We start from the raw sequence: 15,323 nt of genomic DNA on the forward strand, positions 1-15,323 counted from the left end.
CGCCGGTGCAGGTGAGCGGGGTGGGTCAGCACACGCTGGCGTATCGGGCGACGGATAAGGCGGGTAATACGTCGGCGGTGCGGACGGTGGACTTCACGGTGGTCGCGGCGCCGCCGCAGGACACGACTGCGCCGGATACGTCGGCCTCCGTCTCCGGCACGAAGAACACCTCCGGCGCCTACGTGGGCAGCGCCACGGTCACGGTGACGGCTTCGGACGCGGGGTCGGGAGTAGCCGGGATCGAGTACTCCCTCGACGGCGGCCCCTATCTGCCGTACTCCGCACCGGTGGCAGTGAACAGAGCAGGGAGCCACACCTTCCTGTACCGGGCCACCGACAAGGCCGGCAATGCCTCCACGGCGCTGTCGCTGTCCCTCACCATCGTCGACAGCAAGCCACCCACGAACTGCTCTGAGCAGGACGGCCGTTCGACGGTGTTTGTCGGCTCGATCAACACCGGCATCCCGAACCTCGTCACGACGAGCGGCTGCACGATCAACGAGCTGATCGAGGATCACCGGGCCTGGAGCAGCCACGGTGCGTTCGTCTCGCACGTCGAGAAGATCATCACCACCCTTCGGCGTGAGGGCGTCATCGACCAGCGGGAAGCAGGACGGATCAAGCAGGCCGCCGGCCGTTCCGACGTCGGTAAGCCGCACGCCGCTCGTACGGAACGGTGAGGTAACGGCAGGGGCGGGGGCGCCCCGCCCCACTCCCACGCGGGGGGCCGGTCGGCGACCGGCCCCCCGTAGCCCGTCACCTCCTACGCCTCACGCGGAAACCGGCGGCCGGTGACCAGTGGCCCCTGCCGCATCGACGCTTTGCTCTCCGTGAGCAGGACCACCTCCAATGTGCGTGGGCCGTGCACGCCTTCGACGCGGTCCAGTTCGATATCGCTGGTGGCCGAGGGACCTGAAATCCAGGTGAGCGGCCGTACCGGATCGAGTCTTGGCATGGCCTGCGGAACGGACGCAACGACCTGTTCCGGTGCCCGTACGACACAGATGTGGAGGTCGGGTACGAGGGTCAGCGCGCGCCGGCCCTGGCCGGCGCCGGTGTCGAGGACGATCGTTCCGGTCTCGGCGATGGCCAGGGCACACCCGGTGACGACGGCGTCGATGGTGTCGAGCTCCCCCGGAGACAGCCGGCAGCGGAAGCTGTCATGGCGCTGTTCGACGTGTGCCATGGAAAGCCAGGGCGCGGGCAGACCATCAGGGACGGCGACGCTGCGGACAGCGTGTCGTCCGAGCAGCTCGGCGATCACACCTGGAAGCTCGGTGTCGGCGCAGCGCCGGACGACGGCCCGATAGTCGACAAGGTTCTCGTGCAGCAGGTCGAGCACGGCGGCTGGGTCGTCAGGTGTGTGGGACGTGAGGTAGTTGCGTTCGATGTCGGCGGCGGCAGAAGCGTTGTGGGCGTCGGCGGTGTGAGCGAGCGCGCTGCGGACCCGGGCGAGGATGCGTTCGCGGGAATCGGGCTCGGTCGTCATGTTCGGTTCTTCCTCCACCAGTCGCGGAAGGGCTCGGCCGGCATGGGCGGCAGGTCACGGCTGTTCGTCCACTGACCGGCACCCGGCCCGGGTAGTTTCTTGGGGTGGAACCTGCGTGTCTTTGCGGCGATGCGTTCACCTGTGGCGAGGGCGGCCGGATGGTTGAGAACCCATCCGGCTGCTTTCATCGCCGCCTTTTCCAGACGGTGCCCCCGACCGCCCTCATCGGCTACTCGTTCCCGCAGATGGACCAGCACCTCGGGGATGTCGATGGCGACCGGACACACCTCGTAGCAGGCTCCGCACAGGGACGACGCGTAGGGCAGGGAGGCATCGATCTCGCTTGCCGTGCCCCGCAGTTGCGGACTCAGGATGGCGCCGATCGGCCCCGGATAGACCGACCCGTAGGCATGTCCGCCGGCCCGTTCGTACACCGGGCAGACGTTCAGGCAGGCCGAGCAGCGGATGCAGCGCAGGGCCTGGCGGCCGACCTCGTCGGCGAGAGTGTCGGTGCGGCCGTTGTCCAGCAGGACGAGGTGGAAGGCGCGCGGGCCGTCCTCGTCGGTGGTGCCGGTCCAGGTGGAGGTGTAGGGGTTCATGCGCTCGGCTGTCGAAGAGCGGGGGAGGGTCTGCAGGAACACCTCCAGGTCCCGCCAGCCCGGCACGATCTTCTCGATGCCCACGACCGAGATCAGGGTCTCGGGCAGGGTGAGGCACATCCGCCCGTTGCCCTCGGACTCCACCACCACCAGTGTGCCGGTCTCGGCGACCACGAAGTTGGCGCCCGAGATGCCGACCTTGGCGCGCAGGAACTTCTCCCGAAGGTGCAGCCGCGCCGCCTCCGCGAGCTCGGCGGGCGTGTCGGTCAGACCGTCGGGCGCCGGCCGCCCCCACTCGCCCATCTCGGCACGGAAGATGTCCCGGATCTCGCCCCGGTTGCGGTGGATCGCCGGCACCAGGATGTGCGACGGCCGGTCCTTGCCCAACTGCACGATCAGCTCGGCGAGATCGGTCTCATAGGCGGTGATACCCTCCGCTTCGAGGGCTTCGTTGAGACCGATCTCCTGCGTGGCCATCGACTTGACCTTGACGACCTCCGACTCGCCGGTCTCCTTCACCAGCCGCGCCACGATTCGGTTGGCCTCGTCCGCGTCGGCGGCCCAGTGGACGACGCCACCCGCCGCCGTGACGGTCTCCTCCACTTGTACGAGATAGCGGTCGAGATGCCGCAGCGTGTGGTCTTTGATCTGCTTGCCGGCCTCGCGCAGCGCCGCCCAGTCGGAGAGCTCCGAGACTGCCTTCTCCCGCTTGGCACGAATGGTGTGCGTGGCGTGGCGCAGATTGCTACGCAGCGTCGCGTCGTGGACGGCCTCTCGGGCGGCCTGCGGAAAGGCAGGCATGCCGACGAATGTTCCACTCATACCAGGGGCTCCTCTTGCGTGCTGGCCAGGATCTCCGCGATATGAAAGGTGCGCTGCGGAGCGTCTTGGCGGCGGAGGATGCCGCCGATGTGCATCAGACAGGAATTGTCCGCGCCGCATAGCACGCTTGCGCCGGTGGACCGCGCATTGTGTACCTTGTCCGCGCCCATCGCCGCGGAGACATCGGGATTCTTCACGGCGAAGGTGCCGCCGAAGCCGCAGCATTCGTCGGCCCCGGGCAGCTCCACAAGCTCCAGCCCCTTGACGTTGTGCAGCAACTGGTAGGGCCTGTCGCCCAGGGCCAGCATGCGCAGACCGTGACAGGACGGGTGGTAGGTCACCTTGTGCGGATAGTAGGCGCCGACGTCTGTCACACCTAGCACGTCCACCAGGAATTCGGTCAGCTCGTACGTTCTCGGGACCAGCGACTGTGCAGCTCGGGTCAGATCCTCATGCCCGCTGCTGCGCGCGACGCGCGGATAATTGTCCCGCACCATTGCCACACAGGACCCCGAGGGGGTCACTATGTAGTCGTATCCCTCAAAGGCTCGGCCCATGCGGCGCACCAGGGGTTCAGTTTCGCGGCGGTAGCCCGTGTTGAACTGCGGCTGTCCGCAGCACGTCTGGGCGGCGGGGAATTCCACGCTCACTCCAAGGCGTTCGAGTACCTTCACCGTGGCGATGGCCGTGGACGGGTAGATCGCGTCGTTGACGCAGGTGGCGAACAGGGCTACACGCATCACATCTCCCCTCCGGGCCGGACGATACGAGCTTCTGCCGCATCCCAGGACGCCTTGTTCCCGCGGGGCGTGTAGTGGCGGAGTTCCTGCGTGCGGGCGACGAGCTGACGCATGTCATGCAGGTCGCCGACACGGTGTGCGGTGCGGGCCTGGACGAGGATGTTGCCCAGAGCGGTGGCCTCAGTGGGACCGGCGATCACGCGCAATCCGGTGGCGTCTGCAGTGAACTGGCACAGCAGTTCGTTGCGGGAGCCACCGCCGACGAGGTGGACCTGACTGATCTCGCGGTCGGCGAGCTTCGCAGCTTGGCGCAGGGTACGCCGGTGAGCCAGGGACAGGCTTTCCAGGATGCAGCGGACCATGGGGCCCTGACCGCGGGGGACGGGCTGTCCCGTGCGGCGGCAGTACGCCGCGATTCGTTCCGGCATGTCACCGGGCGGCAGGAATTCCGGGGCGTCGGGGTCGATGATGCAGGCGAATGCTTGAGCCCGGGCGGCGTCGGCGAGCAGCTCCGGGAGGTGCGCCGGCCGGCCTTGCGCTGCCCACGTGCGCCGGCACTCCTCCAACAGCCACATTCCCATGACGTTGCGCAGGTAGCGGATGGTCCCGTCGATACCTCGCTCGTTGGTGAAGTTCGCCTCGCGGGACGCCTCGTTGACTACGGGCGTTTCCAGTTCGAGCCCGGCCAGCGACCAGGTGCCGCACGAGATGTATGCGAAGTGAGGCTCGGTGGCGGGGACTGCCGCGACGGCGGAGGCCGTGTCGTGGGAAGCAACCGTCGTCACCGGGGTGGCGGGGTCCAGGCCGGTGTCCGCGGCTACGTGGGGCAGCAGGGTTCCGGCCGGATCGCCGGGGGAGCGCAGCGGCAGCAGCAGTGAGCGGTCGAGAGACAGGGCGTTGAGAACGTCGTCGGACCAGGTCCCGGTGTGAACGTCGAAGAGCCCGGTGGTGGAGGCATTGGTCTCCTCGGTGCCCAGGGACCCGGTAAGCCAGTACGTGAGCAGGTCAGGGATGAGCAGCAGCGTGCGTGCGGTGTGGAGCTGAGCACTGCCTGCCGCAGAGGCAAGCTGGAAGACGGTGTTGAAGGGGAGATGCTGCAGCCCGGTGATCCGGTACAGCTCCTCCGGCCCGATCTTGGGCCAGACACTTTCGGCTCCGGTGTGGGTACGGCTGTCCCGGTAGTGGTAAGGGGGGCCGGACAGGGCGCCGTCGGCGTCGAGAAGTCCGTAGTCCACGGCCCAGCTGTCCACACCGATCGAGGTCAGGCACCCGTCAGTGGCGCGGGAGGCTGCGCGCAGGCCGTCGACCACGCCCTGATACAGGGCGAGCGTGTCCCAGTGCAACCCGTCGGGGAGCCGCACCGGTGTGTTCTCGAATCGGTTCATCTCAGTGAGCTGGAGGCGACCCGGTGAGAGATCACCGAGGAAGACCCGCCCGCTGGTAGCGCCCAGATCGGCCGCGGCGAAGTAGGCGGGGGGCGCGAAGCCGGGTGAGTCGATGGACATGTGGTGGCTCCTGCGCGGATGCGGTGGTGAGGTCGGAAGGAGGGAGAAGGAGCGAGACGGAGCGAGACGTGCGATCGTTCGCGGGCGGACAATGCTCGTGCGCCGGCCATCTCGCGGGGTCGTCCGCCGTCGCACCCTGGGGCCGGCGCCCGTGGCAGCCGGCCCCAGGGGCGTTGTGAGGGAGCCTCGCCCGGCGGGGACGAGAAGGAGAGGAGACGTCCCGCCGGGGGCGTCAGCGGAGGAAGGCGGCCGCGACGCCGGCGTCGACCGGGACGTGCAGGCCCGTGGTGTGGGTCAGCTCCCCGCCGGTCAGCGCGAATACGGCGTTGGCGACGTGCTCCGGCAGCACCTCCCGCTTGAGCAGGGTCCGCTGGGCGTAGAACTCGCCGAGATTCTCCTCATCGATGCCGTACGTCGCGGCGCGCTGGGCGCCCCAGCCGCCCGCGAAGATTCCCGAGCCGCGCACCACTCCGTCCGGGTTGACCCCGTTGACCCGAATGCCGTGCGTGCCCAACTCAGCTGCCAACAGCCGCACCTGGTGGGCCTGGTCCGCCTTGGTAGCGGAGTAGGCGATGTTGTTCGGGCCGGCGAAGACGGCGTTCTTCGAGGCGATGTAGATGATGTCGCCGCCCAGCCCCTGCGCGGTCATCACCCGCGCCGCCTCACGCGAGACGAGGAAGGAGCCGCGGGCCATGATGTCGTGCTGGAGATCCCAGTCCTTGGCGGAGGTCTCCAGCAGCGGTTTGGAGATGGAGATGCCGGCATTGTTGACGACGAGGTCGACGCCGCCGAAGGCGAGCACGGCGGCCCTGAAGGCGATCGCGATCTGTTCCTCGGACGTCACATCGACCGTGACGGCGACGGCCTGGTCGGACCCGCCGAGCTCCTCGGCCACGGCGGTGGCGTTCTCGGCGTTCAGGTCGGCGACGACGACACACGCGCCCTCGGCAACCAGGCGCCGGGCGATGGCCTTGCCGATTCCGCTGCCCGCGCCGGTCACCAGGGCCACCCGCGTCGCCAGCGGCTTGGGATCGGGCATCCGCTGGAGCTTGGCCTCCTCCAGCGCCCAGTACTCGATGCGGAACTTCTCCGACTCCTCGATCGGCGCGTACGCCGACACGGCTTCCGCGCCGCGCATGACGTTGATGGCGTTGATGTAGAAATCGCCGGCCACCCGGGCCGTCTGCTTGTCCTTGCCGAAGGAGAACATGCCCACGCCGGGTACGAGCACGATCGCCGGGTCCGCGCCGCGCATGGCAGGCGAGTCCGCGTCGGCATGCCGATGGTAGTAAGCGGCGTAGTCCTCGCGGTAGGCGGTGTGCAGTTCCTTCAGCCGGGCCACAGCCTCCTCCACCGTGGACGTCGGCGGCAGGTCGAGGACGAGAGGCCGGACCTTGGTGCGCAGGAAGTGGTCGGGGCAGGAGGTGCCGAGCGCGGCGAGCCGCGGGTGTTCGGTGCGGGCGAGGAAGTCCAGGACGGTGTCCGAGCTGATGAAGTGGCCCACCTGCGGCCGGTCCTGGGAGGCGATCGCACGGACGTACGGCGCCAGAGCCGCCGCCCGCTCCTGTCGCTCTGCCTCGGGCAGCGCACCGTACCCCTCGATTACCGGACCGAACGGCTCGGGCCTGCCGCGCTCGGTGAGGAATTCCTGGGCCGTGCGGATGATGTGCAGCGAGTTGCGTTCGCACTCCTGGGCGGTGGCGCCCCAGGCGGTGATTCCGTGGCCACCCAGGACGCACCCGATGGCCTGCGGGTTGGCCTCCTTGATCGCGGCGATGTCGAGTCCGAGCTGGAATCCGGGCCGCCGCCACGGCACCCACACCACGCTGTTGCCGAAGCACTCGTCGGTCAGCTTCTCCCCGTCAGCGGCGCAGGCGAGCGCGATCCCGGAGTCGGGGTGCAGGTGGTCCACGTGCGGGGCGTCGACCAGGGCGTGCATCGCCGTGTCGATGGAAGGCGCGGCACCGCCCTTGCCGTGCAGGCAGTAGTCGAACGCCGCTACCATCTCGTCCTCGCGCTCGACGCCTGGATACACGTCGACCAGTGCCCGCAGCCGGTCCAGCCGCAGGACGGCGAGCCCGGCCTCGGTGAGCGTCCCGAGGTCACCGCCGGACCCCTTCACCCACATCAGCTCGGCCTGCCCGCCGGTCACGGGATCACTACCGGAGCCCTTCGCAGACGTGTTACCGCCGGCGTAGTTGGTGTTGCGGGGATCGGATCCGAGGCGGTTGGAGCGCTCCAGGAGCGCGGAGACTTCGGGATGGGCGCTGGCCATGTCGGTGTTCCTTCGGCTGAGGGGCGGTTGTGCTGATCGGAAGGTGTGCGTGGGGAAGTCAGGCTCCCCAGCCGGCCTGTTCGCCGCCCACACGCTCGGCCGCGATCCGCTCCTGCCAGCCGGAGGCCCGGTAGGCGGCGACGGGGTCCGGGTGCAGGCCCTGCTCCTCGCGCAGATCGCGGAGCAGGGGACGCACATCGGTGTTGTACGCGTCCATCAGGACGGCGTTCGAAGCGAGCACATCCCCGGTGCGTTGGGCCGCGGCGAGTGCATCGAGGTCGACCAGCAGTGCCTTGGCGGTGGCCTCCTGGACGTTCATCACCGAGCGGATGACTGCCGGGATCTTCGCCTCGATGTTGTGGCACTGGTCGAGCATGAACGCCACGTTCGTCTCCTTCTCGAAGCCGCCGTTCTTGGCTACCTCGTGCAGGATCCGGAAGAGCTGGAAAGGGTCCGCGGAGCCCACCATCAGGTCGTCGTCCGCGTAGAAGCGCGAGTTGAAGTCGAAACCGCCCAGCTTCCCCTCCCGCAGCAGGAGGGCGACGATGAACTCGATGTTCGTGCCCGGCGCATGATGACCGGTGTCCACGACGACCTGCGCCTTGTCGCCCAGCTTCAGACACTGCACGTATGAGGTGCCCCAGTCCGGAACATCAGTGGCGTAGAAGGCCGGCTCGAAGAACTTGTATTCCAGCAGCATCCGCTGGTCGTCGCTCAGCCGCTGGTACACGGTGGCGAGGGACTCCGCCAGGCGGTCCTGACGGGCCACGATGTCGTCCTGACCGGGATAATTGGTGCCGTCGGCGAACCAGAGCTTCAGATCCTTCGACCCGGTCGCGTCCATGATGTCGACACACTCGAGCAGGTGCTCGACGGCCTTGCGCCGCACCTTGGGGTCCGGATGACAGACGCTGCCCAGCTTGTAGTCGTCGTCCTGGAAGGTGTTGGAGTTGACGGCTCCCAGTTCCAGGCCGCGCTCCTTGGCGTGCGTGGCCAGAGCCGCGTAGTCCTCGACCTTGTCCCAGGGGATGTGCAACGAGACCTTGGGCGCAATGCCGGTGAACTCGTGCACCCGTGCCGCATCGTCCAACTTCTCGAACGGTGTACGGGGCACGCCTGCCTGAGCGAAGACCTTGAATCGGGTGCCGGAGTTGCCGTAGCCCCAGGACGGCGTCTCGATCCGCTGGTCGGTGAGTGCGGCCTTCACCGCGGCGATGTCAGGCATGTCAACCTCAAGTTGCGTGTGCAGCCCGCGGATGAGGGCTGACTGGGGAAGCTCGAAGAAAGGATGAATCGATTCACTATCTCTTTCGAAGGTAGTCACAGGCTACGGCGACGTCAAGAGTCGGCGGGGCGCTTCGTACGCCTTATGCAATCGTGCTCCACTCGGGAGGGGGAAGGGTTGTGTGCAACGTCTGAGCACTTCAAGGTGGTTGTCATGAGCGTCCGACCTTCCGAGACCAGTGCCACCGACCGGATTCCGCTTCAACCTCTTGACCTGTGCGGCGGATGGGGCTAGCTTCCGGGCAACTCGTTGAATCAATTCACATGTGGCGGTCGGAGTACACCGGCCGCGGCCCCGAACCTCTCTTGTCGAGCACACCATTCGGCACACCCATGGAGCCATGCAATGACGCACCCTGAACCGGAGACGACTCCGGTGCTCGCGCTGGAGGGGGTGAGCAAGTCCTTCGGTGCGGTCCGGGCCCTCCGGGGAGTCAGCCTGCAGCTGTACGCCGGCGAAGCGCATGCCCTGGCCGGCGAGAACGGCGCGGGCAAGTCGACCCTGATCAAGACACTTGCCGGCGTGCACCGGCCCGACACGGGCACCGTCCTTCTCGACGACGATCCGGTCGAGTTCCACGGTCCCGCCGATGCTCGGGACGCCGGCGTCGCCGTGATCTATCAGGAGCCGACGCTCTTCCCCGATCTGTCCGTCGCCGAGAACATCTTCGTGGGCCGACAGCTGTCCCGCTCGTTCGGCCGGGTCGACCACCGGGCGGTCAAGAACGCCGCCGCGGACCTGTTCACCCGTCTTGGAGTGGACCTCGATCCCGATCAGCCGGCTCGCGGCCTGTCCATCGCCGATCAGCAACTGGTCGAGATCGCCAAGGCACTGTCCTTCGACGCCCGGGTCCTGATCATGGACGAGCCGACCGCGGCACTCACCGGCAGTGAGGTCGCCCGTCTCTTCGGCGTGGTCAAGACGCTGCGCGAACAAGGCGCGGCGGTACTGTTCATCTCCCACCGCTTGGAGGAGATTTTCGAGCTGTGCCAGCGGGTCACCACCCTGCGCGACGGCGCCTGGATCAGCAGCGAGCCGCTGGAGGGACTCACCGAGGACGACCTGGTGCGCCGGATGGTCGGCCGGGACCTCGACGAGCTGTACCCCAAGCAGGCCACCGACATCGGGGAGGTGGCACTCACCGTGCGACGGCTGACCCGGGAAGGCGTCTTCACCGACGTCTCCTTCGAGGTACGGCGCGGCGAGATCGTCGGCCTGGCCGGCCTGGTCGGTGCGGGACGCAGTGAGGTGGCGCGCGCGGTCTTCGGCGTCGACCGGTTCGACGGCGGCGAGGTCGAGGTGCTCGGCAGGAAGCTGAAGCCCGGGGCGCCCAGTCTCGCGATGGGCGCGGGCCTCGCCCTCGTCCCGGAGGACCGCAGGGCCCAGGGGCTGGTGATGGACATGTCCATCGAGCGGAACATCGGGCTCACAGGCTTCGCCGACACGACGCGTGGCGGCCTGATGAACCGCACGGCCGAGCGCAGTCGAGCCGTCGACTGGGCGGTGAAGCTCCAGGTCAAGTACGCACGCCTGGCCGATGTCGTCGGCACGCTTTCCGGCGGCAATCAGCAGAAGGTGGTCCTTGCCAAGTGGCTCGCGACCGCACCACAGGTGCTGATCGTCGACGAGCCGACACGCGGCATCGACGTCGGCACCAAGGCCGAGGTGCACCGGCTGCTGTCCTCGCTCGCCGCCCAGGGCGTGGCCGTACTGATGATCTCCTCCGACCTGCCCGAGATTCTCGGCATGGCCGACCGTGTGCTCGTCATGTACGAGGGCCGTCTGGCCGCCGACATCCCCCGGGCCGAGGCCACCGAGGAAACCGTGATGGCGGCGGCCACCGGCCGTGTGACACGAGGAAGGAACGCGGCATGACCGTGACCGCTACGCCGGTGCGCGAAGGGACCGCGCCCAGCCCCGCAGCGGGACGCCGACTGATCGACAAGGTGTTCAAGGCCCGTGAACTGGCCGTGGCCGCCGTACTCGTGATGATGCTCGTTGTCACACAGCTGTCGAACACCGAGTTCCTGTCTTCGCAGGGCATCAAGGATTTGCTGCTCAATGCCACGATGCTGGTACTGGTCGCGACCGGCCAGGCCGTCGTGGTGATCACCCGTAACGTCGACCTGTCCGTCGGCTCCGTACTCGGCATCAGCGCCTTCGCCGCCGGCAACTACCTGCAGGGCGGAGGCAGTCCACTTGCCGCGGTGATCGTCGCGGTCGCCCTCGGCGCCCTCTTCGGCCTGCTCAACGGTGCCTTGGTCAGCTTCGGGAAGGTCCCCGCACTCGTCGTCACGCTCGGCACGCTCTACATCGTCCGGGGCATCGACTCCATCTGGGTCGGCTCCCGGCAGATCACCGCCGACGCCCTGCCCGACGGCTTCATCGGCTTCGGCCACAACGGCATCCAGGTGGTGCCCTATCTCGCCCTGCTCGCTGTCGCGGTCCTGCTCGTCGTCGGTTACTACCTGCGCAGCTACCGCAGCGGACGCGACATGTACGCCCTCGGCTCCAGTCCCGAGGCCGCCTCCCTCGCGGGCATCCCCGTCCGCAAGCGGGTCATGACGGCCTACGTCGTATGCGGCGCCCTCGCGGGCCTGGCCGGAGCCCTGTACCTCGCCCGTTTCGGCAACGTCGATTCCGCTACGGGCAACGGCTACGAACTCACCGTCGTCAGCGCGGTCGTGGTCGGTGGGGTCGCCTTTACCGGCGGCTCGGGCAGCGTCTACGGCGCCGCACTCGGCGCACTGTTGCTGACCTCCATCAACAGCGTCCTGCCCGCGCTCGGCGTCAGTTCCGTCTGGGTCACCGCGATCAACGGCATTCTGCTGCTTCTCGCCATCGCCGTTGACCGGATACTGGCACTGCGAGTCGCCTCAGTGCTTCGCAAGCAGGCAGCACAGATGAGGAGCGCCCGCCATGCCTGACGTCAACACGAAGACATCCCCCTGGGCCCGGTTCGGCGGCGCAGTCCGCTGGGACACCATGGTCGGTGGGCTGTTGCTCACCCTGCTGATCTGCTCGTTCTCGTTCGTCGGCAACTTCGGGAACACGCTGAACATCTCCTTCCTGATCGGCAATACCCTCCCCATCGCACTGATCGCCCTGCCGATGACCATGCTGGTCGTCTCCGGTGAGGTGGACCTGTCCGTCGGTTCCACCGCCGGGCTGTCCGGGGCGGTGATGGGCGCCCTGTGGAACCAGGGCATGGCGATCGAGACGATCATTCCGGTGTGTCTGCTGCTCGGGATGGTGTGCGGCCTGGTCAACGGTCTGCTCGTCACCCGACTCGGTCTGCCTTCTCTCGCCGTCACCATCGGCACCATGGCGGCCTACCGTGGCATCGCCCAGATCGTGCTGGGTTCCGATTCCGTCACGGACTTCCCCACGCAGTACTTGGACTTCGGCGCTGGCCGCATCGGTGACACGTTCATCCCCTACGCGGCCATCCCCTTCGCCGTGCTGCTCGTGATCGCCGTCGTGGTACTGCACGCCACTCCCGTCGGCCGCTCCCTGTTCGCCATCGGAGCGAGCGAAGAGGCCGCGCGGTTCGCCGGCCTCCGGGTCAAGACGCTGAAACTGTCGATGTTCGTCACCACGGGTTTGCTCTCCGCGCTCACCGGGGTCTTCTGGGCGTTGCACTACGCCAGCGCCCGCTATGACAACGCCACCGGGCTCGAGCTCTCCGTCATCGCCGCGGTGCTGCTCGGCGGCATCGATTTCGACGGCGGCAAGGGAACCCTGGGCGGCGCGATCGCGGGTGTCTTCCTGCTCGGCGCGCTGCAGAACGTGATGAGCCTGCTCAACGTCTCCGCCCAGTCGCAGATCGTCGTCACCGGAGTCCTGCTCGTCGTCTCGGTCCTCGCCCCGCGCGTCAGCCGTGAAATCGCCCGGGCCAGAGCTCGCAAGAGGGCGGTGGTCGCGTCCCTCGCAGCATCGACTGCCGTCTCCTGAACCACGCACCGTCCCGCACACACCCCGAAAAGGAACCACCGTGTCTCTGCTCACCACCAGAACTCGTCGGCTGACTGTGGCCGTTTCCGTGACGGCCGCCCTCGCCCTCGGTGCCACCGCTTGTGGGGGCACCACCAAGAGCGACGCCCAGAAGGAAGGCGGGGCTGTCTCGGCAGGCAAGGCGGACCCGAGCGCCGCGACGAAGAAGGGCCTGACCGTCGGCTTCCTGCCCAAGCAGGTCAACAACCCCTACTTCACCTCCGCCGACAACGGCGGCAAAAAGGTCCTGGCGGAGTTGGGCGAGAAGTACAAGGAGGTGGGCCCGTCCAGCGGTACGGACACTTCCGGCCAGGTCTCCTACGTCAACACCCTCACCCAGCAGCAGGTGAACGCGATGGCTGTGTCCGCGCAGGATCCGGGCGCTCTGTGCACCGCGTTGAAACAGGCCATGCAGAACGGCATCAAGGTCGTCACCTACGACTCCGACACCAAGGCCGACTGCCGCAACGCTTTCGTCTCGCAGGCATCCGCCGAGGACCTCGGCCGCACCCAGGTGCAACTGCTTGCCCAGCAGATCGGCTACAAGGGCGAGATCGCGATCCTGTCCGCCGCGCAGACCGCGACGAACCAGAACACCTGGATCGACTACATGAAGGAGGAGTTGAAGGACCCGAAGTACAAGGACGTCAAGCTGGTCAAGGTCGCCTACGGCAACGACGACGCCCAGCAGTCCTTCCAGCAGACCCAGGGCCTCCTCCAGGAGTACCCGGGCCTGAAGGGGATCATCTCCCCGACCACGGTCGGTATCAAGGCCGCCGCCCAGTACCTGTCCGGTTCCAAGTACAAGGGCAAGGTCAAGCTGTCCGGCCTTGGTACCCCCAACGACATGCGCAAGTACGTCAAGAACGGCACCGTCGAAGCCTTCGAGCTGTGGGACCCGGCCAAGCTGGGCGAGCTCGCCGCACGCACCGCCGTCGCACTGTCCTCCGGGCAGATCAGCGGCAAGGAGGGCGAGACCTTCAAGGCCGGCGCGATGGGGGCGTACACGATAGGCAAGGACGGGGTGATCAACCTCGGCAAGCCGACGGTCTTCAACGCCAAGAACATCGACCAGTTCAACTTCTAGTCCGGGAGCGGTACTGCATGCAGCGCGTCTGTTTCGTCCTTCAGGTCCGCGAGGACCGGAGCGCCGAGTACCGCGAACGTCACGCCGCCGTGTGGCCCGAGATGCGTGCCGCGCTCTCGGCCGCCGGCTGGCACCACTACTCGCTCTTCCTGCGCGACGACGGCCTGCTCGTCGGCAATCTGGAGACCGAGGACTTCGAGGCCGTCAAGGCAGCCATGGAGGCCACCGACGTCAACTCCCGCTGGCAGGCCGAGATGGCGCCGTTCTTCGAAGCACTGGACGGCGCCCGGCCCGACGAGGGGATGAAGCCCCTGACCGAGGTGTTCCACCTTGCCTGACCCCGACAGCCCCGTGTGAGGAGATGTGCCGTGGCGATCCCCCGCGCTGAAGTTGAGATCAGGCTTTCCGCTGTCCCGCATCGATCAGGAGGATCCGTCTGATGGCCCAGTCGGTGGGGATCAAGGACGTCGCCCGCGCCGCCAAAGTCTCGGTCGGGACGGTCTCGAACGTGATCAACCGTCCGGATACGGTCGCCGCCGACACCCGGGCGCGGGTGCTGTCCACGATCGACCGGCTCGGCTACGTCCGTAGCGAGTCCGCCCGCCAACTGCGTGCGGGCCGCAGCCGGATCATGGGACTGCTCGTCCTCGACATGGGCAACCCCTTCTTCGTCGATGTCGCCCGCGGCGCCGAGCGGGCCGCACGCGAGGCCGGGCTCGGCGTGATGGTCTGCAACAGCGCTCAGAACCCGAACGATGAATCCGAGTACCTCTCCCTCTTCGCCGAGCAGCGGGTGCGCGGTGTCCTGCTCACTCCGGCCGACGCCACCGGCCGCAGCATTGAAGCGTTCCGCCGCCATGACATCCCCTTCGTACTGGTCGACCGGGTCGCGGACGGATCGGCAGGATGCTCGGTCTCCGTCGACGACGTCGCGGGCGGTGCCCTGGCGGTCCGCCACCTGGTGGACGCCGGGCACCGCTCCATCGCGTATGTCACCGGCCCGCCCGGCCTGAACCAGATCCTCGACCGCCGCGCGGGCGCCCTGATGGCTCTGGCCGAGGCCGGTCTCGGCTCCGACGCCCTGCGCGAACTGCCTACCGAGCGCCTCGACGTGGCCGCCGGCCGGGACGCCGGCGCCCGCCTGCTCGGCCTCGCCGACCGCCCGACCGCCGTCTTCTGCGCCAACGACCTCCTCGCCCTCGGCCTCCTGCAGTCCATGTACGCCGCGGGGGTCAGCGTTCCCGGAGACCTCGCCATCGTCGGCTACGACGACATCGAGTTCGCCGCTGCTGCTGCCGTGCCCCTCACCTCCGTCCGCCAGCCGGCCGCCACCATGGGTGCCCTGGCGGCCGAACTCCTCCTGGAGGAAACCGAGCAACGGGCCGGCGCGACGATCCACCAGCACCGCCAGGTGGTATTGCAGCCCGAGTTGGTGGTTCGGCACTCCAGCCTGCGGACCCGCTGACCGAAGCGTCGGCCTGTCGGCTCACCTCCGCCACGGAACAGGAAGCGCGGTCTGTTCCGCGCC

At 67.9% G+C, this 15,323-nt stretch carries 12 protein-coding genes and 1 pseudogene; 7 read left to right on the plus strand and 6 right to left on the minus strand.

Annotated features, from left to right (window positions below):
- Positions 1–680 (plus strand): annotated as a pseudogene (locus AB0M87_RS14255) (glycosyl hydrolase); the annotation flags it as partial.
- A gap of 83 nt (positions 681–763) precedes the next feature.
- On the opposite strand, the gene AB0M87_RS14260 reads toward AB0M87_RS14255, so the two are convergent.
- The 6 genes from AB0M87_RS14260 to rhaI all read right to left on the minus strand — a co-directional run bounded on the left by AB0M87_RS14260 (position 764) and on the right by rhaI (position 8,655).
- Entirely contained in the window at positions 764–1,489 is a 726-nt protein-coding gene (locus AB0M87_RS14260; protein ID WP_365852459.1) for a lactate utilization protein C, read from the minus strand.
- Positions 1,486–2,910: a LutB/LldF family L-lactate oxidation iron-sulfur protein gene (locus AB0M87_RS14265; RefSeq protein WP_365852461.1), complete on the minus strand. Its 1,425-nt coding sequence runs from the start codon at positions 2,908–2,910 to the stop codon at positions 1,486–1,488. Before AB0M87_RS14265 ends, AB0M87_RS14260 begins: the two co-directional genes overlap by 4 nt.
- Positions 2,907–3,650, minus strand: coding sequence for a (Fe-S)-binding protein (locus tag AB0M87_RS14270; RefSeq protein WP_365852463.1), 744 nt, complete (start codon positions 3,648–3,650; stop codon positions 2,907–2,909). Before AB0M87_RS14270 ends, AB0M87_RS14265 begins: the two co-directional genes overlap by 4 nt.
- Positions 3,650–5,155: a rhamnulokinase family protein gene (locus AB0M87_RS14275; RefSeq protein ID WP_365852466.1), complete on the minus strand. Its 1,506-nt coding sequence runs from the start codon at positions 5,153–5,155 to the stop codon at positions 3,650–3,652. Before AB0M87_RS14275 ends, AB0M87_RS14270 begins: the two co-directional genes overlap by 1 nt.
- A 232-nt stretch (positions 5,156–5,387) precedes the next feature.
- Positions 5,388–7,430 (minus strand): bifunctional aldolase/short-chain dehydrogenase, encoded by a 2,043-nt coding sequence (locus AB0M87_RS14280; RefSeq protein WP_365852468.1) that lies wholly within the window; start codon positions 7,428–7,430, stop codon positions 5,388–5,390.
- A gap of 58 nt (positions 7,431–7,488) precedes the next feature.
- The gene (gene rhaI, locus AB0M87_RS14285; protein WP_365852470.1) at positions 7,489–8,655 is read right to left on the minus strand and encodes an L-rhamnose isomerase; all 1,167 of its coding nucleotides are present in this window, start codon (positions 8,653–8,655) and stop codon (positions 7,489–7,491) included.
- Between the two features lie 405 nt (positions 8,656–9,060).
- On the opposite strand from rhaI, the gene AB0M87_RS14290 reads away from it, so the two are divergent.
- The 6 genes from AB0M87_RS14290 (at position 9,061) to AB0M87_RS14315 (ending at position 15,260) form a co-directional block, all read left to right on the plus strand.
- Positions 9,061–10,590, plus strand: coding sequence for a sugar ABC transporter ATP-binding protein (locus AB0M87_RS14290; protein ID WP_365852472.1), 1,530 nt, complete (start codon positions 9,061–9,063; stop codon positions 10,588–10,590).
- Positions 10,587–11,642 (plus strand): ABC transporter permease, encoded by a 1,056-nt coding sequence (locus tag AB0M87_RS14295; protein ID WP_365852474.1) that lies wholly within the window; start codon positions 10,587–10,589, stop codon positions 11,640–11,642. Before AB0M87_RS14290 ends, AB0M87_RS14295 begins: the two co-directional genes overlap by 4 nt.
- Positions 11,635–12,669: an ABC transporter permease gene (locus AB0M87_RS14300; protein ID WP_365852476.1), complete on the plus strand. Its 1,035-nt coding sequence runs from the start codon at positions 11,635–11,637 to the stop codon at positions 12,667–12,669. Before AB0M87_RS14295 ends, AB0M87_RS14300 begins: the two co-directional genes overlap by 8 nt.
- Before the next feature lie 46 nt (positions 12,670–12,715).
- Positions 12,716–13,795, plus strand: a complete 1,080-nt coding sequence (gene rhaS / locus AB0M87_RS14305; RefSeq protein ID WP_365852690.1) for a rhamnose ABC transporter substrate-binding protein — start codon at positions 12,716–12,718, stop codon at positions 13,793–13,795.
- 17 nt (positions 13,796–13,812) lie between these two features.
- Complete coding sequence (locus AB0M87_RS14310) at positions 13,813–14,133, plus strand: L-rhamnose mutarotase (RefSeq protein ID WP_365852478.1); 321 nt, start codon at positions 13,813–13,815, stop codon at positions 14,131–14,133.
- 101 nt (positions 14,134–14,234) lie between these two features.
- A complete protein-coding gene (locus tag AB0M87_RS14315; protein WP_365852480.1) occupies positions 14,235–15,260 on the plus strand; it encodes a LacI family DNA-binding transcriptional regulator in 1,026 nt (341 codons plus the stop codon).
- The last annotated feature ends 63 nt before the right edge of the window (positions 15,261–15,323 follow it).

The organism is Streptomyces sp. NPDC051320, from assembly GCF_040682175.1.
Classification (GTDB): Bacteria; Actinomycetota; Actinomycetes; order Streptomycetales; family Streptomycetaceae; genus Streptomyces.